General features: G+C 67.5%; 22 protein-coding genes. 9 read left to right on the top strand and 13 right to left on the bottom strand.

Annotated features, from left to right (window positions below; all coding sequences use genetic code 11):
- Positions 1-212 precede the first annotated feature (212 nt).
- Positions 213-1,421: a tyrosine--tRNA ligase gene (gene tyrS, locus V6X30_RS09590; RefSeq protein WP_367984458.1), complete on the bottom strand. Its 1,209-nt coding sequence runs from the start codon at positions 1,419-1,421 to the stop codon at positions 213-215.
- A gap of 148 nt (positions 1,422-1,569) precedes the next feature.
- Here tyrS and V6X30_RS09585 point away from each other — a divergent pair, with 148 nt between their 5' ends.
- Complete coding sequence (locus tag V6X30_RS09585; RefSeq protein WP_367984456.1) at positions 1,570-3,066, top strand: OapA family protein; 1,497 nt, start codon at positions 1,570-1,572, stop codon at positions 3,064-3,066.
- An 11-nt stretch (positions 3,067-3,077) separates the two neighbouring features.
- Positions 3,078-4,166, top strand: a complete 1,089-nt coding sequence (locus V6X30_RS09580) for an anhydro-N-acetylmuramic acid kinase (protein ID WP_367984454.1) — start codon at positions 3,078-3,080, stop codon at positions 4,164-4,166.
- Between the two features lie 6 nt (positions 4,167-4,172).
- Here the strand turns inward: V6X30_RS09580 and erpA are convergent, their stop codons facing one another.
- Entirely contained in the window at positions 4,173-4,523 is a 351-nt protein-coding gene (gene erpA / locus V6X30_RS09575; protein WP_367984453.1) for an iron-sulfur cluster insertion protein ErpA, read from the bottom strand.
- A gap of 72 nt (positions 4,524-4,595) precedes the next feature.
- A complete protein-coding gene (gene argC / locus V6X30_RS09570; protein ID WP_367984566.1) occupies positions 4,596-5,627 on the bottom strand; it encodes an N-acetyl-gamma-glutamyl-phosphate reductase in 1,032 nt (343 codons plus the stop codon).
- Between the two features lie 49 nt (positions 5,628-5,676).
- On the opposite strand from argC, the gene V6X30_RS09565 reads away from it, so the two are divergent.
- The 4 genes from V6X30_RS09565 (at position 5,677) to irrA (ending at position 8,928) form a co-directional block, all read left to right on the top strand.
- Entirely contained in the window at positions 5,677-7,413 is a 1,737-nt protein-coding gene (locus V6X30_RS09565; RefSeq protein ID WP_367984452.1) for a chloride channel protein, read from the top strand.
- A gap of 57 nt (positions 7,414-7,470) precedes the next feature.
- The gene (locus tag V6X30_RS09560) at positions 7,471-7,983 is read left to right on the top strand and encodes a peroxiredoxin family protein (RefSeq protein ID WP_367984450.1); all 513 of its coding nucleotides are present in this window, start codon (positions 7,471-7,473) and stop codon (positions 7,981-7,983) included.
- Entirely contained in the window at positions 7,980-8,408 is a 429-nt protein-coding gene (gene hemJ / locus V6X30_RS09555) for a protoporphyrinogen oxidase HemJ (protein WP_367984449.1), read from the top strand. Before V6X30_RS09560 ends, hemJ begins: the two co-directional genes overlap by 4 nt.
- 88 nt (positions 8,409-8,496) lie before the next feature.
- Positions 8,497-8,928 carry an iron response transcriptional regulator IrrA gene (gene irrA / locus V6X30_RS09550; protein WP_367984447.1) on the top strand — a complete coding sequence of 144 codons (432 nt, stop codon included), beginning with the start codon at positions 8,497-8,499 and terminating at the stop codon, positions 8,926-8,928.
- Between the two features lie 19 nt (positions 8,929-8,947).
- Here irrA and ptsP read toward each other — a convergent pair whose 3' ends face one another.
- Both ptsP and V6X30_RS09540 read right to left on the bottom strand, forming a co-directional pair.
- Positions 8,948-11,215: a phosphoenolpyruvate--protein phosphotransferase gene (gene ptsP / locus V6X30_RS09545; protein WP_367984446.1), complete on the bottom strand. Its 2,268-nt coding sequence runs from the start codon at positions 11,213-11,215 to the stop codon at positions 8,948-8,950.
- Between the two features lie 5 nt (positions 11,216-11,220).
- Positions 11,221-11,769: an RNA pyrophosphohydrolase gene (locus V6X30_RS09540; RefSeq protein WP_367984444.1), complete on the bottom strand. Its 549-nt coding sequence runs from the start codon at positions 11,767-11,769 to the stop codon at positions 11,221-11,223.
- 85 nt (positions 11,770-11,854) lie between these two features.
- Between V6X30_RS09540 and V6X30_RS09535 the strand changes: the two genes are divergently transcribed.
- Both V6X30_RS09535 and V6X30_RS09530 read left to right on the top strand, forming a co-directional pair.
- Entirely contained in the window at positions 11,855-12,535 is a 681-nt protein-coding gene (locus V6X30_RS09535) for a histidinol-phosphatase (RefSeq protein WP_367984442.1), read from the top strand.
- A 470-nt stretch (positions 12,536-13,005) separates the two neighbouring features.
- Positions 13,006-13,494 carry a copper chaperone PCu(A)C gene (locus tag V6X30_RS09530; protein ID WP_367984440.1) on the top strand — a complete coding sequence of 163 codons (489 nt, stop codon included), beginning with the start codon at positions 13,006-13,008 and terminating at the stop codon, positions 13,492-13,494.
- Positions 13,495-13,554: 60 nt separating this feature from the next.
- Here the strand turns inward: V6X30_RS09530 and hemN are convergent, their stop codons facing one another.
- The gene (hemN, locus tag V6X30_RS09525; RefSeq protein ID WP_367984438.1) at positions 13,555-14,946 is read right to left on the bottom strand and encodes an oxygen-independent coproporphyrinogen III oxidase; all 1,392 of its coding nucleotides are present in this window, start codon (positions 14,944-14,946) and stop codon (positions 13,555-13,557) included.
- Positions 14,947-15,050: 104 nt separating this feature from the next.
- Here hemN and V6X30_RS09520 point away from each other — a divergent pair, with 104 nt between their 5' ends.
- Positions 15,051-15,518: a YbaN family protein gene (locus V6X30_RS09520; RefSeq protein ID WP_367984436.1), complete on the top strand. Its 468-nt coding sequence runs from the start codon at positions 15,051-15,053 to the stop codon at positions 15,516-15,518.
- Here the strand turns inward: V6X30_RS09520 and V6X30_RS09515 are convergent.
- From V6X30_RS09515 to ppa, 7 genes are read right to left on the bottom strand one after another with little or no spacing between them, the layout of a single operon-like run.
- Positions 15,486-15,881, bottom strand: a complete 396-nt coding sequence (locus tag V6X30_RS09515; RefSeq protein WP_367984434.1) for an MAPEG family protein — start codon at positions 15,879-15,881, stop codon at positions 15,486-15,488. The genes V6X30_RS09520 and V6X30_RS09515 overlap by 33 nt on opposite strands.
- A 5-nt stretch (positions 15,882-15,886) precedes the next feature.
- Complete coding sequence (gene purD / locus V6X30_RS09510; RefSeq protein WP_367984432.1) at positions 15,887-17,176, bottom strand: phosphoribosylamine--glycine ligase; 1,290 nt, start codon at positions 17,174-17,176, stop codon at positions 15,887-15,889.
- Positions 17,177-17,192: 16 nt separating this feature from the next.
- Positions 17,193-18,770, bottom strand: coding sequence for a bifunctional phosphoribosylaminoimidazolecarboxamide formyltransferase/IMP cyclohydrolase (gene purH / locus V6X30_RS09505; protein WP_367984430.1), 1,578 nt, complete (start codon positions 18,768-18,770; stop codon positions 17,193-17,195).
- An 18-nt stretch (positions 18,771-18,788) separates the two neighbouring features.
- The gene (locus tag V6X30_RS09500; RefSeq protein ID WP_367984429.1) at positions 18,789-19,052 is read right to left on the bottom strand and encodes a helix-turn-helix domain-containing protein; all 264 of its coding nucleotides are present in this window, start codon (positions 19,050-19,052) and stop codon (positions 18,789-18,791) included.
- 53 nt (positions 19,053-19,105) lie between these two features.
- On the bottom strand, positions 19,106-19,987 hold the full coding sequence (gene prmA, locus V6X30_RS09495; protein WP_367984427.1) for a 50S ribosomal protein L11 methyltransferase: 882 nt from the start codon (positions 19,985-19,987) through the stop codon (positions 19,106-19,108).
- Positions 19,988-19,989: 2 nt separating this feature from the next.
- Entirely contained in the window at positions 19,990-20,553 is a 564-nt protein-coding gene (locus tag V6X30_RS09490; protein WP_367984425.1) for a cob(I)yrinic acid a,c-diamide adenosyltransferase, read from the bottom strand.
- 5 nt (positions 20,554-20,558) lie between these two features.
- Positions 20,559-21,086, bottom strand: a complete 528-nt coding sequence (gene ppa, locus V6X30_RS09485) for an inorganic diphosphatase (protein WP_367984423.1) — start codon at positions 21,084-21,086, stop codon at positions 20,559-20,561.
- Positions 21,087-21,123 lie beyond the last annotated feature (37 nt).

The following is a 21,123-nucleotide window of genomic DNA, read 5'->3' as shown; positions in this document are numbered from 1 at the left end:
GTGTTGGCCGGCAGGGCTGCGCATTCTACCGCTGCGCCGCCTTGGGTCAAGCCCCGATTTTCCGGGGCCTAAATCGGTAGGCGTACCCACCGTGGGCCGCGCCTTATAGTCGTCTGCGCTGGCCCGTCAACATCGCGTTTGGAGCGTTTTGCTGACCCCGCCGAAGCGAGAAGGAGAAGTCTACACCTTCCCGCCGGACTGTCAACAATCTGTCATGGTTTTTTTCGCACGGTGACCCGGGCGAACCGTCGCTTGCCCACCTGCAATACGTACTCGGCCCCGGCAGCGAGCACGGCATCCCGCGATTCGACGCGCTCACCATCAATCCGCACCGCCCGCTGCTTGAGCATGCGCAGGGCCTCAGAGGTGCTCGGGACCAGCCCGATCTCCTTTAATACGGGGACCAGGGCGAGGCCGGTGTCATCGGCATCGAGGGCATGCTCGGGCATCTCGCTGGGCATCGCGCCTTGACGGAAACGCGCCACGAACTCTTCGTGCGCCTGCCGCGCCGCCGCCGCGTCGTGAAAACGCGTGACCAGCTCGTCGGCGAGCTGGAACTTGGCATCCCGGGGGTTGAGCCCCTCGTCCACCTGACGGCGCAGCGCCGCCACCTCATCGAGGGGCCGGAAGCTGAGCAACTCGAAGTAACGCCACATGAGTTCATCGGAGATGGACATGAGCTTGCCGTACATCTCGGCGGCCGGCTCGCGGATACCCACATAGTTGCCGAGCGACTTCGACATCTTCTGCACGCCGTCCAGGCCTTCGAGTACCGGCGTGGTGATCAGTACCTGGGGCGGCTGGCCGTATTCGCGCTGCAGCTCGCGGCCCACCAGCAGGTTGAACTTCTGGTCGGTACCGCCCAGTTCCACATCGGCCTTGAGCGCCACCGAGTCGTACCCCTGCACCAACGGGTAGAGGAACTCGTGGATGGCGATGGACTGGTTGCCCTGATAGCGCTTGTGGAAGTCATCTCGCTCGAGCATGCGCGCCACCGTGTAATGGGAGGCGAGCTGGATCATGTCGGTGGCGGTCATCCGCCCCATCCAGCTCGAGTTGAACGCAATCTCGGTGCGGTCGGGGTCGAGAATGCGGAAGATCTGCTCGCGATAGGTCTCGGCGTTGCGGGCCACGTCATCCGGCGTCAGCGGTTTTCGCGTCGCGCTGCGACCGCTGGGGTCGCCGATCATGCCGGTGAAGTCCCCGATCAGGAACACCACCTGATGGCCGAGCTCCTGGAACTGGCGGAGCTTGTTGATGAGCACCGTGTGCCCCAGGTGCAGATCCGGCGCTGTCGGGTCGAAGCCCGCCTTGACCCGCAATGGTCGTCCGCCGGCGAGTCGTTCGCGCAGCTCGTCCTCACGGATGATCTCATCGGCCCCGCGCCATAGCGCCGCCAGTGCGGAGTCCACACTGCTCATGCCCGTCTCCTGCCCCTTGTCCATTAAACGTTCCGACCACGGGAGTTTAACGCAATCCCGGACGGAGCGCCGGCATGCCGCGGTTGCAGATTGACCCGCCCAGCGGGCGAGGCTATGGTTCGATCGCATGATCAGACGGGTTCAAAAGATGAATGCAACATCGCGTGCACGCCGGTTTTTTCCGGGCGGTAAAGCGGGACGCAACGCGTTGCTGCTGGCGGGTGTCGGGCTGATCGCCGGGGCCCTGCTCTGGCCGAACTCCGACGCGACCCTGGACAGCACCAGGACCAGCGGGGCGCGGCAGCTGGCACTGCCGGCGGCGCCCGGGGTCCCGACAAGCGATGCGACCCTCGGCGACGTGGCCATATCCGCCGGGCTGGATGCCGATGCCCTGCGCCAGGCGGCGCTCGGGGCTGACGAGGCGCCGACGCTGGCACCGCGCCAGGTTCCTCAGCCGGAACCGGCGCCATCGCCACAGGCGGCGACGGATGACGGCCCCGTGGCAACGGGCCCGGCGCAACCGGCAACCGAGCCGGCGGCCGAGTGGAAAGTGGAGACTGTGCGGAGCGGGGATAACCTGGCCGCCGTCTTCAAGCGTGCCGGCCTGACGCCACGCGACGTCCACGAGGTGGTCAACGCCGATCAACCGGCGAATCAGCTCACGCGCATCTTCCCCGGTGACGAGATCTATCTGCAGGTCACCCCCGATGGCGAACTATTGGGTCTGCGCTATGCCATGGACGAGACCCGCACGCTGCATCTTGAGCGGGGCGGCGATGGCGGACTGTCCACCCGGATCGAGACCATCACCCTCGAGCGCCGGGTGGCGGAGGCCGAGGGGCGGATCGAGAGCTCACTTTATAATGCGGGCCTCGAGGCCGGTCTCGACGATCGCCTGATTATGGAGCTCGCGGGCATCTTCGGCTGGGATATCGACTTTGCCCTCGACCTGCGGCGCAACGATAACTTCGTGGTGGTTTACGAGGAGCTGTATCGCGACGGCCGCAAGGTGCGCAACGGCAATATCCTTGCCGCCGAGTTTGTCAACCGCGGCGAGCGTTTCCGGGCCCTGCGCTACGAGACCGCCGAGGGCGAGAGCAACTACTACACGCCCGATGGCCGCAGCATGCGCAAGGCCTTCCTGCGAACGCCCACCGATTTCACGCGCGTGAGCTCGGAGTTCAACCCCAACCGCGTGCATCCGGTCTATGGCACCAAGCGCCCGCATCGTGGCACCGATTACGCGGCACCACCGGGGACACCGATCAAGGCCGCGGGTGACGGCAAGATCATCGAGCGCGGCCGCAAGGGTGGCTACGGCAACACCGTCGTGCTCAAGCATGGCACCCGTTACACCACACTTTATGCCCACATGCGCGGCTTTGCCCGTGGCCACTCGGTGGGCGACCGGGTCAAACAGGGTGAGATCATCGGCTATGTGGGCAGCACGGGCCTGTCCACGGGCCCGCATCTGCACTATGAATTCCGCGTCGATGGCGTGCACCGCAATCCGCGGACCGTCGATCTGCCCGAGGCGGAGCCCATCGCCGAGCGCTATCGCGCGGATTTCGACCAAAGCACTGAAGGCCTGATCGCCCAGCTGGACAGCCTGACCCGCACGCGGGTCGCCCGGGCAGGCGAGTAGGCCGTCGGCCCATGCGGCTGATTGGCCTGATGTCCGGCACCAGTCTGGACGGGGTGGATGCGGCGCTGGTCGATTTCGACGCCGGCGGTCGACCCAGCCTTGCCGGTCTTCATCAACACCCGTACTCGGCATCGCTGGCCCAACGGCTTCGGGCACTCACCGGCGAGACCCCATTGCAGGCCGTCCTGGCGGTGGATGCGGAACTGGCGGGCGTCTATGCCGCGGCGGTGGAGGCGCTGCTGTCGCAAACGGGGGCCGAGGCCGGCGGGGTTGATGCCATCGCCCTGCATGGCCAGACCATCTGGCATGCCCCGCAGGCCGAGCCGCCGGTGACCTGCCAGATCGGCGATCCCAGCCGATTGGCCCAGGCCACGGGAATCACCGTGGTGGCGGATTTTCGCCAGCGCGACCTCGCGGCCGGGGGTGAGGGTGCACCGCTCGCCCCACTGTTCCACTCGGCGATGTTCGCCGCCGACCATGCCCGCTGCGTGGTCAACATCGGCGGCATCAGCAATGTCACGGTGCTGGGGCCCGGCGGAGAGATCCTGCGCGGCTTTGATACCGGGCCGGGAAATACTCTGCTGGATGGCTGGATCCGCCGGCATCGCGGTGAGCCCTTCGACACCGCGGGCCAGTGGGCGGCCTCCGGCCGGGTGGACGGCGATCTCCTGGCCGCTTTACTGGCCAATCCGTATTTCCGACGGCCACCGCCCAAGAGCACCGGCGTGGAACAATTCAATATGGACTGGCTGGATGACGCGCTGGAGGGCGATCGGCCGGCCGCCGATGTGCAGGCGACGCTGTCAGCCCTCACGGCCTGCAGCATCGCGGAGGCCATTCAGACCTGGGGCGGCGACCCGGCGGATCTGGTGCTCACCGGAGGTGGCGCACTGAATAACGACCTCTGCCGGCGGCTTGCCGACGAACTCCCCGGCCTTGCCGTGTGCCAGAGCGACTCGGCAGGCTTCCCCGCCACCGCCGTCGAACCGGTGGGTTTTGCCTGGCTCGGCCGCGCCGCCCTGCTGGGCGAGGCGGTCGATACCGGCTTGGTGACCGGCGCCTCGCGCCCGGTCACGCTGGGGGGCATCTACCCCGGCTGAGCCGCCTCAGACGCCGAAGGACGACCCGCAGCCGCAGGTGGTGCTGGCATTGGGGTTGCGGATCACGAACTGCGCCCCCTCGATACCCTCGACGTAGTCGATCTCGGCACCCTCCAGATAGGCGCTGCTCATGGGATCCACCAGCAGGGTGACGCCGGCATTCTCGACCACGGCGTCGCCGGGCTCCTCGTTCTCATCGAACATGAACCCGTACTGAAAGCCGGAGCAGCCCCCGCCGGTGATATAGACACGCAGCTTGAGCGCCTGGTTCTGCTCCTCTTCGAGCAACTGACGAACCTTGGTGGCGGCGCTGTCGGTGAAAATCAGCAGGTCTTCCTGCTCGGCCACTTCGCTCATTGTCCTTACCTCCGGCCATCGAGCCTTGTTGCGAATCATTCTCCTGCCCGGCCGACGGACCGTCAATCACCCTTAAGGCAGAACCGGTATGCCCTGCAGTCCCATCGCCTCGGGCAGATCGAACATGAGGTTCATGTTCTGCACCGCCTGGCCCGCGGCCCCCTTCACCAGGTTGTCCTCCACCGCCAGCACCAGTGCCATGTCGCCGCCCTCCGGTCGGTGCACGGCAATACGCACCATATTGCTGCCGCGGACCGTCCGCGTCTCCGGATGACTGCCCGGCGGCAGGACATCGACGAAGGGCTCGTCGGCGAAGCGCTCCTCATAGAGCGCCTGCAGGTCAGCGGCCGGATCGTGCAACCGGGCATAGAGCGTGGCATGGATGCCGCGCACCATGGGTACCAGGTGGGGAACGAAGGTCAGCCCCACCTCGCCCCCGGCCGCCTCGACCAGCCCCTGGCGGATCTCCGGCAGGTGCCGGTGCCCGCTGGCGCCGTAGGCGTGGAAGTTTTCACCGGCCTCGCAGAGCAGCGTGTGCTGGCGAGGCTGGCGCCCCGCACCACTGGCGCCGGACTTGGCATCGGCGACGATATTGGCCGTATCCACGGCGCCCGCCTCGAGCAAGGGGATCAGGCCGAGCTGCACGGCCGTGGGGTAGCAACCGGGATTGGCCACCAGGCGAGCCCCCCGGATCGCTTCACGATACCGCTCGGGCAGGCCGTAAACGGCCTCCGCGGCCAGGTCGGGGCACTGATGCGTCATGCCGTACCACTGCGACCAGACCTCGAGATCGCGGATGCGAAAATCCGCCCCCAGGTCGATGACCCGGGCCCCGCGCTCGATCAGCTCCGGGGCCATTTCCATGGCCGTGCCGTTGGGCGTGGCGAAGAAGACGACATCACAGGCGCCCAGCGCCGCGGGGTCGGGCTCGCTGAAAGCGAGATCCAGATGACCACGGAGGTTCGGGTAGATGGCGCTGACCGGCTGCCCGGCCTGGGCACGCGAGGTAATCACCTCGAGCGTGACCTGCGGATGGCCGGCCAGCAGCCTGAGCAGTTCGACGCCGGTATAGCCGGTGCCGCCCACAATCCCGGCGGTAATCATCATTGCGCTCCTCTGAGCTGGATCAACAGACCCGGTATGATGCCAGACAATGAGCAAGCAACGGGTCACTGACGGCGAGCGAGGCACGCCCCGCTGGCGCCGGCTGATCGAGACCGAGAAGCTGCGGCTGTCCACCGGCCGCGCCCCGGTGGTGATGGCGGTGCTCGGCATGCTCACCGGGCTGGTGGCCGGCGCCGTGGTCATTGCCTTCCGTCTGCTCTACGAATCCGGCCAGCTCGCCCTGCTGCCAGGCGGCCTGGAGGATTTCGAAGGCCTGCCCGGCTGGCAGCGCGTCGTCCTGGCGGTGGCGGGCGCGGGCATCATCGGCCTTTACATGCAGCATTTCGCGCGTCGCGACCCGCGCACCGGCATTGGGTTCGTGATTGAGCGCACGGCCTACCACGAGGCCATGCTGCCGCTGCGCAATGCCATCCACCAGTTCATCACCGGCAGCCTGGCGATCGCCAGCGGGCAGTCCGTCGGCCGTGAGGGGCCAAGTGTGCACATGGGCGCCACCGCGGGCAGTCAGCTCGGCCAGTGGCTGGGGCTGCCGCACAACAGTCTACGCACGCTGGTCGCCTGTGGAACCGCCGCGGCCATCGGCGCGTCGTTCAATACGCCGCTGGCGGGGGTCGCCTTCGCCATGGAGGTGGTAGTGATGGAGTACACCATCGCCGGCTTCCTGCCGGTGATGATCGCGGCGGTCACCGCCACCGCCATGGCGCACCTGGTGTTCGGCAGCGACATCGCCTTCTCCATCCCCGCGCTGACCATTCAGGGTATCCATGAACTGCCCCTGGTGATCCTGCTCGGGCTGCTACTGGGTGGACTCGCCGCCGCCTTTATCCGCAGTCTGCATTTCACCTCCGGCCTGCTCCATGGCTGGCCACCGGTGTTGCGCACCATGCTGGGCGGTCTCGTTGTCGGCGTACTGGCGCTTTTCGTGCCGCAGATCATGGGCATTGGCTACGACACCGTGGCCGCTGCACTGGCCGGCGAGATTGGCGCCGGACTGCTCCTCGCGATTGTCGCCGCGAAGTTGGTTGGCACCGCGGCGGTGCTGGGGCTTGGCGTGCCGGGTGGATTGGTGGGGCCAACGCTGATCATGGGGGCCACCGCCGGCGGCGCCGTGGGCATGCTGGCTGAATCGCTGATCAGCCCGGCCTTCGGCGGGCCGGCCCTGTACGCCCTGCTGGGCATGGGCGCGATGATGGGCGCCACCCTGCGCGCACCCCTCGCCGCCCTGACGGCGATGCTGGAGCTCACCGGCAATCCCGGCATCATCATGCCGGGGATGCTCGCCATCGCCGCCGGCACGCTGAGCGCCCGGGAACTGTTTCGTACCGACTCCGTCTATCATCTGGCGATGGGCGAACGCGGCCTGGACCCGCGCCGCAATCCCATGCTCCAGGCGGCCAGCCGGCTGGGCATTCTACAGCTGGTGGACCAGGACTTCCGCCGGCTGCCGGCACGGTCCGATGACGCCGAGCTGGATGCCCTCCTGGACGACCCGCCGCGCTGGATACTGGATGGGGATGACGACCTGCCCAGCCTCGTGTGTGGCTCGGAAGCGGTGCTTGCCAATCGCGCCGCCGGTCGGCCCGCGATGGCAGGGGCCGCCCGACTCACGCCCATCGATGAACGCGCCAGTCTGCGCGAGGCCATCGAGCGGCTCCGGGCCAGTGACGGAGACATCCTGCTCGTTATCCGCACGGAGGCAACCGGGCCGGAGCGTTGCGCCGGCGTGGTCAGCCGCGAGGCGATCCAGTCGGCCTATCTGAGCTGAACGGCGGGCGGCGGCAGTTGGTACAATATGGGCATTGGTACGAGGAGGCATTCTGCCATGCGCAAGGAATGGTTGGCCGGGCTGATTGCTCTGGTGATCGTCGGCCTCGTGGGCTATGTCTGGCTCGCGCCGCCGGCCCGTGAGCCGGCCCCGAATGTCGATCTGAAGATGCTCGACGGCGGACAGGAAGAACTGGCCCGCTATCGCGGCGAGCCGGTCATGCTGGTGTTCTGGGCGACCACCTGCCCGACCTGCATCGACGAAATGCCGGAGTTCATCGCGCTGCACGAAGACATGGCCGATGAAGGGCTGAATATCGTCGGCGTTGCCATGGCCTATGACCCACCGGAGCGGGTTGCGGCTCTGGTCGAACGCAAGCAACTGCCCTACGAGATTGCGCTTGATGAGGGCGGCGAGATCGCCACGGCCTTCAACGAGGTCCGCCTCACCCCCACCACGGTGCTCATCGATCCGGACGGCGGGGTGGTCTGGCAGCGGATCGGCCACCTCGATTTCCCGGCGGTGCGTGAGGACATTCAGTCCATGCTGCCGGAGGATCAGTCGGCATGACCGCGCTCTGGGTCAAGTCCTTCCATATCATCAGTGTGGTCACCTGGTTCGCGGCGCTGTTCTATCTGCCCAGGCTATTCGTCTATCACGCCATGGCGGAGGACGAACCCAGTCGCGAGCGATTCAAGGTCATGGAGCGCAAGCTCTACCGCGGCATCATGAACCCCAGCGCGGTCGTGGCCGTGGGCCTGGGCATTACGCTGCTCGTACTGCAGCCGTTCTGGCTCTCCCAGGGCTGGTTGCATGTGAAGATCCTGCTGGTGGCGGGTCTGGTGGTCTACCACCTCTACTGCGGCCGGTTACTGCGGGCGTTTGCCCAAGACCGCAACACCCACAGCCACGTCTGGTACCGCTGGTTCAACGAGATGCCGGTCCTGGTGCTGATCGCGGTGGTCCTGCTGGTGGAGCTCAAGCCGTGGGCCTGAATCCGGCCTCACATGACGGGATTGTGGCAGCCATGGCCTTTCGTGATAGTCTAATTCGTACTAATAGTGTCCAGAATAGGTCAGCGAAATGAGTTCGGCTCCCGTTTCGCGTCGGCACGACGCCTACATTCGTGATCTGCTGCAGAACGCCGGTCTGCGCGCGACCAAGCAGCGCATGGGGCTTGCCGGGCTGATCTTCGGGCAGGGCGAGCGCCATCTGACTGCAGAGGAGCTCTACGCCGAGGCCATCGAGGCCGGCATGCGCCTGTCGCAGACCACGGTCTACAACACGCTGCACCAGTTCACCGAAGCCGGGCTGCTGCGCGAGATCCTCGCCGATGCGCGACGGATCTATTTCGACACCAAGGTCGACCCGCATCACCACTTCCTCGATGAGGAAACCGGCGAGATGGAGGACATTCCCCACGACAGCGTGGCCGTGGATGGCCTGCCGACCCCGCCACCGGGCAAGACCATCGAGGGCGTGGACGTCATCGTCCGGGTGCGGCGCCCGAGCTGAGGCGGCGTCACGCCGCGCCTTAGTACCGACCCGCTCGAATCAGCCCGCCGAGGCCGTGGCGGTCCATCGCGGCATTGATCAGCCGCCGGACCGCACCCGGTGTCTCGCAGGCCAGGCACTCGGCAAGCAGATCCCGGGACTCCGCCATCGAGATGGTGCGCAGCACCCATTTCACCCTGAGCAGGCGGCCGCTGCTCATCGACAGGCCCTCCATCCCCATGGCCAGCAGAAGCGGTGCAATGGCCGGTTCGCCCGCCATGCTGCCGCAGACCGACACCGGCTTGCCCAGGCGCTGCGCCATCTCGGCGACATCGGCCACGGCCCGAAGAACCGCCGGATGAAGCTCGTCGTAGAGCGAGGCCACGCGGCTGTTGTTGCGGTCCACGGCCAGTAGATACTGGGCGAGGTCATTGCTGCCGATGGACAGAAAGTCGAGCCGGCGGGCCAGACTCTCCGCCTGGTAGACCGCCGCGGGCACCTCGACCATGGCGCCCACCAGCGGCGCCCGCGTCTCCACGCCCTCCTCGGCCAGCTCCTCGCGGGCGCGCTGTACCAGCGCCGCCGCCTGCTCGGCCTCCTCGACGCGGGTCACCATGGGAAACATCAGCCGCAGATTGTCGAGCCCCACCGAGGCCCGCAGCATGGCCCGCAACTGGGTAAGAAAGATCTCGGGGTGATCCAGCGTCATGCGCAGACCACGCCAGCCGAGGAACGGGTTTTCGTCGCGGGTCGGGAAATAGGGCAGCGGCTTGTCGCCGCCGACATCCAATGTGCGCAGGGTGACCGGCAGGGGCGCGAAGGCCTCCAGCACCTCGCGGTAGAGTCGCGCCTGCTCCTCCTCGCCCGGGAAGCGGTCGCTGATCATGAATGGGAACTCGGTGCGGTGCAGCCCGACGCCCGCGCAGCCGATTTCCAGCGCGCGCTCGATCTCCGCGGCGAGCCCGGTATTCACGTACAGATTAATGACGGCGCCGTCGGGGGTCTCGGCGGGCTCGCCGGCGATTTCCGCGAGCTCCGCGGTGAGTTCGGCCTCTTCCCGGGCCAGGCGTTCATATTCATCGCGCAGGCCCGGCGCCGGATCCACCTCGACCCGGCCGCGGTAGCCATCGATGATCAGCGCCCGGCCGTGGAGGCTGTGCACCGGCAGCTCGCGCACACCCATGACGGCGGGCACGCCCAGCGCCCGGGCCAGGATGGCGATATGCGAGTTGGCCGAGCCACCGGCACTGACCACGCCGGCGAGCTGTTCCGGCGGGATTTCCACGAGCTGCGAGGCACTCACCTCTTCGCCCACCAGAATGGTCTGCGCCGGCAATGGACGACCCCGCTCCTCCAGCGCCAGCAGCCGGGTCAGCAGGCGTCGGCCAAGGTCGCGCAGGTCACTGCCGCGCTCGCGCAGGTAGGCATCCTCCATGGCCTCGAAGCGGCGGGCATGCTCGGTAATGGTCATTCTCAGCGCGAAGGGCGCCCAGTGACCCTCACGGATATGCGCATGGACACGCTCGACGAGGCTGTCGCCATCGAGCATCTGCAGATAGACGTCGAACAGCCGCTGCTCGGCCTCGGGCAGCTGACCTTCCATACGACCGGCCAGCTCGCGCAGATCGGTGCGAACGGCTTCCAGGGCATCACTGAACTCGCCGATCTCGGCGTCGATATCATCGACACGGCGATCGGGGATGGCATCCAGACTGGCACCCGCGGCAATGACATAGCCCTGGCCGATGCCAACGCCGCTTGAGCCGCCGATCCCGGTCAGTGCCAGAGCCTCGTCACGGGGTTCGCCATCCATATGCGCCAGCTCGCCCCGCACCCGGGCATGGGCCATGACCCCGGCGAGCTGCGCGGCCATGGTGACCAGGAAGGCCACCTCGGCATCGTTGAAACGATCCCTGGCCTGGCGCTGGACCACCAGCACACCCAGGCGCGACTGGTAGTGAATGATGGGCACGCCCAGGAACGAGTGGAAATGTTCCTCACCGGTCTCCGGGAAATACCGGAAGCGGGGATGGCGGTCGGCATTCTCGAGGTTGATCGACTCCTCGCGCTCGGCCACCAGCCCGACCAGCCCCTCGGTGATCGGCAGCCGAACGTGGCCCACCGCGGCCGGATTGAGCCCGTGCGTAGCCATCAGACGAAGATGATGGGCATCGGCCTCGAGCAGATAGACCGAGCAGACATCGGCGCCGGTGGCATCGGCCACCCGATCGACGATGATCTCCAGGGCCTCACGGAAATCGCTCGCCGCATTGACGGTCTGGACAATGCGATGGAGCGTTTCCAGCATGGCGCCTACCCCCCTTGCCCGGGCTGGCGGATGACCGGTGGCCGGCCCGGCCCCGGGTTGGCCGGCCGCATCGGGGCGCCCTCGGGGAAGAGCAATGGCGCCAGCTGCTCGAGCGCCCGCAGATAGACGTCGCGCTTGAAGGAGACGACCTCCTCGAGGGGGTGCCAGTAATGCACCCAGTTCCAGGCATCGAACTCCGGCTGTCCCGTGGCATCGAGCCGCACCCGGTCCTCGTGGGCCAGCAGCCGCAAAAGGAACCAGACCTGTTTCTGGCCAATGCAGGTGGGCCGCTGGCGGCGCCGGATCAGATGCGAAGGCAGCCGGTAGCGCAGCCAGCCGCGGGTGGCGCCCAGCACCGCCACGTCCGAGGGTCGTAGCCCCACCTCCTCGTTGAGCTCGCGGTAGAGCGCCGCCTCCGGGCTCTCGTTACGCTGAATCCCGCCCTGGGGGAACTGCCAGGCGTCCTGACCGATGCGGCGCGCCCACAGCAGCTGGCCGGCATCGTTTGCCAGGATGATCCCGACGTTGGGACGGAACCCTTTCGAATCAATCACCTAGTCCACCAAAATCAATCATTTATTGTGTGTCATTCTTCCACATAGGAGAATCATCCGGCAATCAAGACACCCGGGAGACACCGTGCAGCTCGCCATTTTCGACCTCGACAACACCCTGCTGGGTGGAGACAGTGACTACCTCTGGGGACAGCATCTGATGGAAAAAGGCGCCGTCTCCCGCACCCGGTTCGAGGAAGATAATCAGCGTTTCATGCGCGACTATGAGGCCGGGCGGCTGGACATCGACACCTTCCTGCGGTTTGCCCTCAAGCCCCTGGCCGACACACCCTACGACACACTCTGCGAGTGGCGGCGGGAGTTCATCGACGCCCATATCCGCCCGCGCATCCTGCCGGCCGCCCGGGCGCTGGTGGATGATCACCGCGACCGTGGCCACGGGCTGATGATCATTACCGCCACCAATCGCTTCATTACCGAACCGATCGCGGAGCTGTTCAACATCCCTGTCCTGCTCGCCACCGAGCCCGAGTTCAGCAACGGCGCCTTCACCGGCCGCCACCGCGGCGTCCCGACCTTCCGCGAAGGCAAGATCACCGCGCTGCAGCAGTGGCTCGACGACGAAGGCCGCATGATGGAGGCGATGCATTTCTACAGCGACTCGCAGAACGACCTGCCGCTGCTGGCCCATGTCGACCATCCGGTGGCGGTGGACCCGGATCCGGCGCTGGAGGCCGCGGCCCGGGAGCGGGGATGGCCGGTTATGACACTGCGGGACGGCGAGGCGCCGCGGGTACTGAGTTAGCGGGGTGCTTTATCGTCTCCCTACCTGTCCACCGGGCTCACGCGAGACGCGGGGCGCTTCATGCGGTGGATAACACACAGACGGGCGTCTCAAGATCGCCCAGCGGACAGGTAGGGAGCCGATAAGCCCAGGATTTGGTGGTTATTGCCGATAAATCGAGGATCGCTGCCCGATTGATGGCTTGGTGCTCCCGTCTCATTGTGCCGGGCGACCTCGGGCGCGTTTCGGTGGATTATCCACCGCGTGAAACGCCTCAAGCCATGACACACCACCAGATCCTGGGCTTGCCGTCTCCGCCCCTTTCACCGGACGATCTTGAGACGCCCGTCCGTGTGATATCCACCGCGTTCCCAGCCTCGCGTCTCGCGTGAGTCCGGGGAAAGGGGCGGAGACGGCATAGCACCCCGCCGACGATCTTGAGACGTCCCTCGGCTATAATGGAAGGTATCCACCGAACCGAGGAGACCGCCATGCCCCGCTACCGCGAACCGCTCACCCGCCTCGTTGCCGTCGGCCTGCTGATCGCCGGGATCGGAACGGCGAGTGCCGAGATCATGGTGCATGACGCCTGGTCGCGGGCGACGCCGCCCGGGCATCCGACCGGGGCCGTTTACTTCGAGCTCGTCAACGACGGCCGGCTGGGTGATGCGCTGGTGGGGGTGAGCACCGAGCGGGCGCCGCGCTCGGAGCTGCATCGGACCATCGAGGACGGCGGCAACAGCCGCATGGTGCACACGCCGCGTGTCTCGATCCCGGCGGAGGGCCGCGTAACGTTTGAGCCCGGCGGGCGGCACGTCATGCTCATGGGGCTGGAGCAGGCCCTTGCCGAGGGTGAAACCTATGAGATCGTCCTTGAGCTTGAGGACGGCGGGGAATTGCCGGTGGAGGTCGAGGTGTTACCGCCGACCGCCATGGGCGGCAGCGGCCACCAGGATGACCATGGCAACATGAGCCATTAGGACCAGCATAGGGGCACGGCCCGGGAACCAGGCCGAGGACCCGCGGGGCTCAATGCCCCGTCAGATGACCCGCGAGAACCGTCGCTCGGCGCGGGCCTCGGCCAGATAGGCATCGAACGGCATGGCGACGTTGCGCAGGAAGAAGCGGCCGTGCTCGGTGACGCGGAGCGACTCGCGGCCAATCTCCACCAGGCCGTCTTCCACCAGCGGCGTGAGCTCGGCGAGGGCCTCGCCGAAGTACTGGCGGAAGACAATGCCGTGGCGCTCCTCGACGGCGCCGAAGTCGACACCGCCCTGGCACATCACCGCCTGGATGACATCGCGGCGCAGGCGATCATCGGCGGAGAGTTCCACGCCACGCCAGACCGGCAGGCGGCCCGCGGCCACCGCCTCGGCGTGCCCCTCGGGATCGCGCTTGTTCTGGCTGTAGGCATCACCGATCTGGCCGATGGATGAGGCACCCAGGCCGATCAGGTCGAGGTCGGGGCGTGTCGCATACCCCTGGAAATTGCGGTGCAGCGTGCCGTCGTTGGCGGCCTGGGCCAGCTCGTCATCGGGCAGCGCGAAGTGATCCATGCCGATGTACTGGTAACCATCGCCGGAGAGCCGTTCCATGGCCTCGATGAGCAGGGTGAGCTTGCTTTCCGCCGGCGGCAGGCTGTCGTCGGGGATCTGCCGCTGGATGCGGAACATCTGCGGCATGTGCGCGTAGTTGTAGAGCGCGATGCGGTCGGGCCGGATGTCCATGACCGCATCCAGCGTGCGCGACAGGCGCTCGGGGGTCTGCCGTGGCAGGCCGTACATCAGATCGAGATTGATGGAGCGAAAGCCCTGGCGACGGGCTTCGTCGGCCACATCGGCGGTGTCCTGGATGCCCTGGATGCGGTTGATGGCCTTCTGCACATCGGCATCGAAATCCTGCACCCCCAGACTCAGACGATTGAAACCGAGCTCCGCCAGGCTGCGCACCCGGTCGCGGTCCACGGTGCGCGGATCCACCTCGATGGAGAACTCGCGGGTCTCGGGATCGGCCAGCGGGAAGCGCTCGGCGATGGCGTTGATCAGCTTCGCCAGGTCTTCATCGGTAAAGTAGGTGGGCGTGCCGCCGCCCAGATGGAGCTGCTCCACGGGCCGATCGTCGTCGAACAGCGCGGCCTGCAGGTCGAGCTCCTGGATCAGGCGCTCAAGATAGCGCTCGGCACGCCGGTAATTGGCGGTGATGACCTTGTTGCAGGCACAGTAGAAGCAGACCGTCCTGCAGAACGGCACATGCACGTACAGTGACAGCGGCCGTGGCATGGGGTCTTCGTTGCTCCAGGCCACCCGCTGGCGATATCGCCGGGCATCGAACGCCTCGGTAAACTGGGCGGCCGTGGGATAGGACGTGTAGCGTGGGCCGGTGACGTCGTAGCGACGCAGCAGTTCCCGGTCGAGCAGCAGGTTGTCGGCCATGTCAGCCAACCTCCGTTATCAGTGAATGCTGGGACGATAGCCCGCATTGCGCCGGGACTGGTTGACTTGGATCAGGCGTATCATCAGGACAGGAGAAAAACCTGTTGAACCGGGATCGCAAGCCGAAGGCAACATCACCGGAGACCCCGTCCCGCGGGCTACGCGCCACCCTGGTGCGCCGTGCCTGGCTGGCGCTGGCGCTGTTTTTCATCGGCCTTGGCAGTGTCGGGGTCGTGCTGCCGTTGCTGCCCACCACGCCGTTTCTGCTGCTCGCGGCGATGTGTGCCTCACGCAGCTCGCCGGCCCTGCATGCCTGGCTCTACAGCCATCGGCGGTTCGGCCCGCTGCTGCGGGACTGGCGCGACCATCGGGCGATCCGGCCGCGGGCCAAGATCACCGCCCTGGTGGTCATTGCCCTCAGCTGGACCTGGATGTGGGTGAGTGTCGAGCCACTCTATGCGCGACTGGCAGCGACGGGGCTCATGGCCTTCGGGGTGGTGTTTCTGGCCACCCGCCCCCACGGCCCGCGCCGGGATGATTCAGGCGCTGGTGAAGGCAGCGACCAGGAATAGCCCCACGGTGCAGGCGAAGGCGCCGGTCCAGACAAGACTGCGCAGCGTCGGGCGGTCGACGACATAGGCAAAGCCATAGCCCAGGCGCAGCAGGACGAAGGCCACCGCGAGCGCATTCACCCAGGGCTGACTGGCAGCCGTCATCTCGGCGATGATCACGCCGGCGGCGAACGGCGGGAACGCCTCGAAGGTGTTGAGCTGGGCCCAGTGGGCCCGCTGCCGCCAGCCTTCCAGCCCGGCGAGCCAGGCCCGCGGCCGGGCGTTGTCGAAGCGACCCTGGGATTTCGCCATGCCGGCGAACACGAACGGGATGAAGGCGGCGATCAGCACGCACCACAGGGCAGGCGTCATGGTCTGTGGCATGGGCATTACTCCCCGAGCAGGGCCCGCACGGCCCGATAGCCGATGTCCGGGCGCATGAACCGCCCCTCCCAATTGATGCCTTCGGCGAGGTCATAGGCCGCCTTCTGCGCGGCGATGATGTCATCACCCAGGGCACAGGCGCAGAGCACCCGTCCGCCCGCGGTGAGGACGCGATCCTCGTCGTCCAGCACCGTGCCGGCATGGAAGACCTTGCGGTCGGATGACTCGGTCGCCGGCAGTCCATGGATGACATGACCGCGCTCATACTGCCCCGGATAACCCCCCGCGGCCAGCACCACCCCCAGGCAGGACCGAGGATCCCAGTCGACGGTCTGCTCGGCGAGCCGGCCGTCGAGGGTGGCCTCGAACAGGTCCACCGGGTCGGACTGCAGACGCATGAGGATGGGCTGGGTCTCGGGGTCGCCCAGGCGCACATTGAATTCGAGCACCCGCGGCTCGCCATGGCCGTCGATCATCAGGCCGGCGTACAGAAAGCCCCTGAAGCCCCGGCCCTCGGCCACGAGCCCCCGCACGGTGGGCCGGATCACGGCCTCGAGAATGCGCTCGTGGACGGCATCGGTGACCACCGGTGCCGGTGAATAGGCCCCCATGCCGCCGGTATTCGGCCCCTCGTCACCGGCATCCCGCGCCTTGTGGTCCTGGGAGCTGGCCAGCGGCAGGATGGTCTCGCCGTCCACCAGGGCGATGAAGCTCGCCTCCTCGCCGGTGAGGAAATCCTCCACCACGATGCGCTCGCTGGCGGCACCGAAGGCACCGCCGAGCATCTCCTCGGCCGCGATCAGGGCGTCATCAAGGGTATGGGCGATGGTCACGCCCTTGCCGGCGGCAAGGCCGTCGGCCTTGATCACCAGCGGCGCCCCGCGCTCACGGATATAGGCGCGGGCGGCATCCAGGTCGTCAAAACTCTGGTAGTCGGCGCTGGGGATGGCGTGGCGGGCGAAGAAGTCTTTGGCGAAGGCCTTGGAGGCCTCCAGCTCGGCCGCCGCGCGGTGCGGACCCAGGCAGGCCAGGCCGGCGGCCTCGAAGGCATCGACGATGCCGGCGGCCAGCGGCGCCTCGGGCCCGACCACCGTCATCGCCACCTCAAGCTGACGGGCCACGTCGCAGAGGCCGTTGATGTCTTCGGCGCCCACGTTGACGTTGTGCACGCCGGGTTCATGGGCGGTGCCGGCATTGCCCGGGGCCACGTAAATGTTCTCCGCCCGCGGCGATCGGGCCAGACGCCAGGCCAGCGCGTGTTCGCGGCCGCCGTTGCCGACTACCAGAATGTTCATTGCATTCGCTCCTCGATCAGTGGCGGAAATGCCGCATGCCGGTGAACAGCATGGCGATGCCGTGTTCGTCGGCGGCGGCGATCACCTCGTCATCGCGCATCGAGCCACCCGGCTGGATGATGGCGCGAACGCCGGCCGCCGCCGCCTGATCGATGCCGTCGCGGAAGGGGAAGAAGGCATCCGAGGCCAGCACCGCGCCCTGCAGCGAGAGACCGGCATCCTCGGCCTTGCGCACGCCGATGCGGGCGCTGTCGACGCGGCTCATCTGCCCGGCACCGATGCCGAGGGTCCGGCCATCGCGGCCGTAGACGATGGCATTGGACTTGACGAACTTGGCGACCCGCCAGACGAAGTCGAGGTCCGACTGCAGCGCCCCGTCCACCGCCTGGCGTGTCACGCAGCGCAGGCCCTGATCGCCGGTGAGCGCGGCATCCTGGTCCTGGACCAGCAGACCGCCTCCGATGGGCTGGAGCCGCCAGCCCGCCGGGGTCACCGGTCCGTCGGCGATCTCCAGGACCCGGACGTTGGCCTTGCGGCCGATGACGGCGAGCGCCGCGTCGCTCACCGCCGGCGCCAGAATGACCTCGACGAACTGCCGCTCGATGACGGCGCGCGCGGTGGCTTCGTCGAGCGGCCGGTTGAAGGCGATGATGCCGCCGAAGGCCGAGGTGGGGTCGGTGGCGAAGGCGGCGTCGTAGGCCGCCTGCAGGTCGTCCGCCACGGCAACACCGCAGGGGTTGGCATGCTTGACGATCACGCAGGCCGGCGCATCGAAGGCCCCGGCGCAGCTCCAGGCGGCATCGGCGTCCGCCAGGTTGTTGTAGGAAAGCGCCTTGCCCTGGCGTTGATCGTAGTGCGCGAAACTGCCCGCGGCGGCCTGCGGATCGCGATAGAACGCCGCCGCCTGATGCGGATTTTCGCCATAGCGCAGATCGGCGGCCTTCTCCCAGGTGGCATTGAACTGTCCCGGGAAACCGGTGGACCCGCCGTCGACGGTGCGCGCCGAGAGATAGTTGCTGATGGCGCCATCGTAGCGGGCGACATGATCAAAGGCCGCCACGGCCAGTTCGAAGCGCTGCCCGTCATCGAGCCCGCCGGTTGCGGCGACCGCGGCGAGCACCCGGTCATACTGGGCCGGATCGGTCACCACCCCGACACCGGCGTGGTTCTTGGCGGCGGCCCGCAGCATCGCCGGGCCGCCGATGTCGATGTTCTCGATGGCATCGGCGAGATCGCAGTCCGGACGCGCCACGGTCTGTTCGAAGGGATAGAGGTTGACCACCAGCAGGTCGATGGGCGGGATGTCCTGCGCGTCCATCACCGCCTCGTCCTCACCGCGCCGGCCCAGCAGGCCACCGTGGATGCGCGGGTGGAGCGTCTTCACCCGGCCGGCCATGATCTCGGGGAAACCGGTGTACTCGCCCACCTCGATCACCGGCACGCCGGCATCGCGCAGCAGGCGGGCGGTCCCACCGGTGGAGAGAATTTCAACGCCGTGGTCGGCGAGGGCGCGGGCCAGGGGCGCCACGCCGGTCTTGTCGGAAACACTGATCAGGGCCCGGCGGACGGGCATGGTGCGGGCCGCTGCCGCCATGAGATGACTCCGTGCTGTTCAGTCCTCGAGGCCGTACTGGCGCAGTTTCTTGCGCAGCGTTCCCCGGTTGATGCCGAGCGCTTCCGCCGCCCGGGTCTGGTTGCCGGCGCATTCGCGCATGACCACTTCGAGCAGCGGCGCTTCGGCCTGCTCGATGACCATGCGGTGGAGATCATGACAGCTGTGTCCGTCAAGCTGCTCGAAGTAGGCGCTCACCGTCTCGTGCACGCAGGCACGGATGGGGCCGACGCCTGAACAGTCCTGGGCGGAGTCGTCTGCCATGAGTTCAGTCCTTCGGAGTAAAGCCGGGGATCATAACCACAACGCCGGAGCCATTAAAGCGCCCGGCGCTCGCCATCGAGGCGTACCCAGCCATCCCGGGCCACGGCTGACGCGAATCGGCAGGCGGGCTGGTAGGCGGTGCGCACGGCGTCGGCCTGCTCGGCCAGGATCCCCGCCAGGGTCAGACGCCCGCCCGTCCGCAGGGCGCCAATGAGCGTCGGCGCGAGTGACTGCAGCACGCCGGCCAGAATATTCGCCAGCACCCGGTCGGCCTCAGGCAGGGGCGCACCCGGCTCAAGCACCTCGAGCCGGTCGGCCACGCCGTTGCGCTCGGCATTGTCGCGGGTGGCGGTGCCAGCCTGGGGATCGTTGTCCACCGCCACCACCCGCTCGGCGCCCAGCAGCAGAGCGGCCACGGCCAGCACGCCCGAGCCGCAGCCATAGTCGATGACCGTCTCGCCCACCGGTGGCTCGGCGGCCAGCGCCTCAAGGCAGAGCGCGGTACTGGGATGGGTGCCGGTGCCAAAGGCAAGGCCGGGGTCCAGGCGGATGTTGACCGCCTCCGGGTCGGGCGGCGTCATACCCCAGGGGACGACCCAGAGCCCTGCGCCGAATGACTGGGGCTGGAAGTGGTCCAGCCAGGCCCGCTCCCAGGGCTGATCCGCCAGTTCCGATTCCTGCCAGTCCGCCGGCAGGGCCCCGAGGGCGGTGGTCACCGCCTCGCGGATGACGGCGGGGTCGGCATCGGCGGCGAACAGCGCCTCGATCCGCACCCGGTCCCAGAGCCGGGTCTCGCCCGGCGGCGGCTCCAGCACGGCGGTGCTGCCGGCCGCCTCGCCCCAGGTCACCGCCTCGGCCCCGCTGGCCTCGAGGGCGGCCTCGGCCAGTCCGGCCCGGTCTGCCGCCAGCTCGAAGGCCACCTGATGCCAGGCCATGCTCAGCGGTTTTCGCCGGGCTGCCAGAGCACGTCGCCGCCGGCCTCCCGATTGGCGTCCCGGGCCAGCACGAACAGATAGTCCGACAGCCGGTTGAGATAGCGCAGGACTTCCTCGTTGATGGGCGTGGTCGCCGCCAGCGCCGCGGTATCCCGCTCCGCCCGCCGGGCCACCGTGCGGGCATGGTGCAGATGCGCGGCTGCCGGACTGCCCGCCGGCAGCACGAAGGAGCGCAGGGTCTCGAGGCCGGCATTGACCCGATCGATCTCCGCCTCGAGCCAGTCCACCTGGCCTCCCGCCACGCGCAGTGGCTCGAAGGGCGGGTCGTCCTGCTCCGGCGTGCAGAGATCGGCGCCGACGTCGAAGAGGTCGTTCTGAATGCGCGCCAGCGCCTGGTCGAGCTCGCCGGCGGCGTGCAGCCGGCAGATGCCGAGCAGGGCGTTGAGCTCGTCGACGGTGCCGTAGGCCGTGACCCGGGGATCGGTCTTGGCCACGCGGCTGCCATCGCCGAGGCCCGTCTGACCGGTATCCCCGGTGCGGGTATAGATGCGGGTCAGCTTGACCATGCCGGTCAGCCGCCGAAGCGCTTGACGGAGTCGTTGATCTCGGCCACCGCGGCGTCGTAGCCCTTCCAGCCATTGACCTTGACCCACTTGCCGGGCTCGAGGTCCTTGTAGCGCTCGAAGAAGTGGCTGATCTGCTCAAGCAGCAGGGCCGGCAGATCCTCGGGCGCCTTGACGTGGTCGTAGATCGGCGTGAGCTTGCTGATCGGCACGCAGAGCAGCTTGGCATCCTCGCCCCCCTCGTCGGTCATCTCCAGCATGCCCACCGGCCGGCAGCGGATGACCGAACCCACGGCCAGCGGGAAGGGCGTCACCACCAGCGCATCCAGGGGATCGCCGTCGCCGCAGAGGGTGTCCGGTATATAGCCATAGTTGGCGGGATAGTGCATGGCCGTTCCCATGAACCGGTCCACCATGATGGCCCCGGAGTCCTTGTCGACCTCGTACTTGATGGGATCGGCGTTGGCCGGGATCTCGATGATGATGTTGAGGTCGTCGGGCAGCTTCTTGCCCGCGTCGATGCCCTGATACGCCATGCGCTTGCTCCTGGTCGGATAGGTTGAAAACTCGCTG

Source organism: Spiribacter sp. 1M189 (assembly GCF_040838345.1).
GTDB classification, from domain to species: domain Bacteria; phylum Pseudomonadota; class Gammaproteobacteria; order Nitrococcales; family Nitrococcaceae; genus Spiribacter; species Spiribacter insolitus.
The sequence above is the reverse complement of the archived record's forward strand: the minus strand, read 5'-3'. Positions and strand labels throughout refer to the sequence as shown.

Coding starts and splice junctions, on each gene's coding strand:
- tyrS (WP_367984458.1), bottom strand. CDS start 1,421: ATGAGCAGTGTGGACTCCGCACTGGCGGCGCTATGGCGCGGGGCCGAT.
- V6X30_RS09585 (WP_367984456.1), top strand. CDS start 1,570: ATGAATGCAACATCGCGTGCACGCCGGTTTTTTCCGGGCGGTAAAGCG.
- V6X30_RS09580 (WP_367984454.1), top strand. CDS start 3,078: ATGCGGCTGATTGGCCTGATGTCCGGCACCAGTCTGGACGGGGTGGAT.
- erpA (WP_367984453.1), bottom strand. CDS start 4,523: ATGAGCGAAGTGGCCGAGCAGGAAGACCTGCTGATTTTCACCGACAGC.
- argC (WP_367984566.1), bottom strand. CDS start 5,627: ATGATTACCGCCGGGATTGTGGGCGGCACCGGCTATACCGGCGTCGAA.
- V6X30_RS09565 (WP_367984452.1), top strand. CDS start 5,677: ATGAGCAAGCAACGGGTCACTGACGGCGAGCGAGGCACGCCCCGCTGG.
- V6X30_RS09560 (WP_367984450.1), top strand. CDS start 7,471: ATGCGCAAGGAATGGTTGGCCGGGCTGATTGCTCTGGTGATCGTCGGC.
- hemJ (WP_367984449.1), top strand. CDS start 7,980: ATGACCGCGCTCTGGGTCAAGTCCTTCCATATCATCAGTGTGGTCACC.
- irrA (WP_367984447.1), top strand. CDS start 8,497: ATGAGTTCGGCTCCCGTTTCGCGTCGGCACGACGCCTACATTCGTGAT.
- ptsP (WP_367984446.1), bottom strand. CDS start 11,215: ATGCTGGAAACGCTCCATCGCATTGTCCAGACCGTCAATGCGGCGAGC.
- V6X30_RS09530 (WP_367984440.1), top strand. CDS start 13,006: ATGCCCCGCTACCGCGAACCGCTCACCCGCCTCGTTGCCGTCGGCCTG.
- hemN (WP_367984438.1), bottom strand. CDS start 14,946: ATGGCCGACAACCTGCTGCTCGACCGGGAACTGCTGCGTCGCTACGAC.
- V6X30_RS09515 (WP_367984434.1), bottom strand. CDS start 15,881: ATGCCACAGACCATGACGCCTGCCCTGTGGTGCGTGCTGATCGCCGCC.
- purD (WP_367984432.1), bottom strand. CDS start 17,176: ATGAACATTCTGGTAGTCGGCAACGGCGGCCGCGAACACGCGCTGGCC.
- purH (WP_367984430.1), bottom strand. CDS start 18,770: ATGGCGGCAGCGGCCCGCACCATGCCCGTCCGCCGGGCCCTGATCAGT.
- V6X30_RS09500 (WP_367984429.1), bottom strand. CDS start 19,052: ATGGCAGACGACTCCGCCCAGGACTGTTCAGGCGTCGGCCCCATCCGT.
- prmA (WP_367984427.1), bottom strand. CDS start 19,987: ATGGCCTGGCATCAGGTGGCCTTCGAGCTGGCGGCAGACCGGGCCGGA.
- V6X30_RS09490 (WP_367984425.1), bottom strand. CDS start 20,553: ATGGTCAAGCTGACCCGCATCTATACCCGCACCGGGGATACCGGTCAG.
- ppa (WP_367984423.1), bottom strand. CDS start 21,086: ATGGCGTATCAGGGCATCGACGCGGGCAAGAAGCTGCCCGACGACCTC.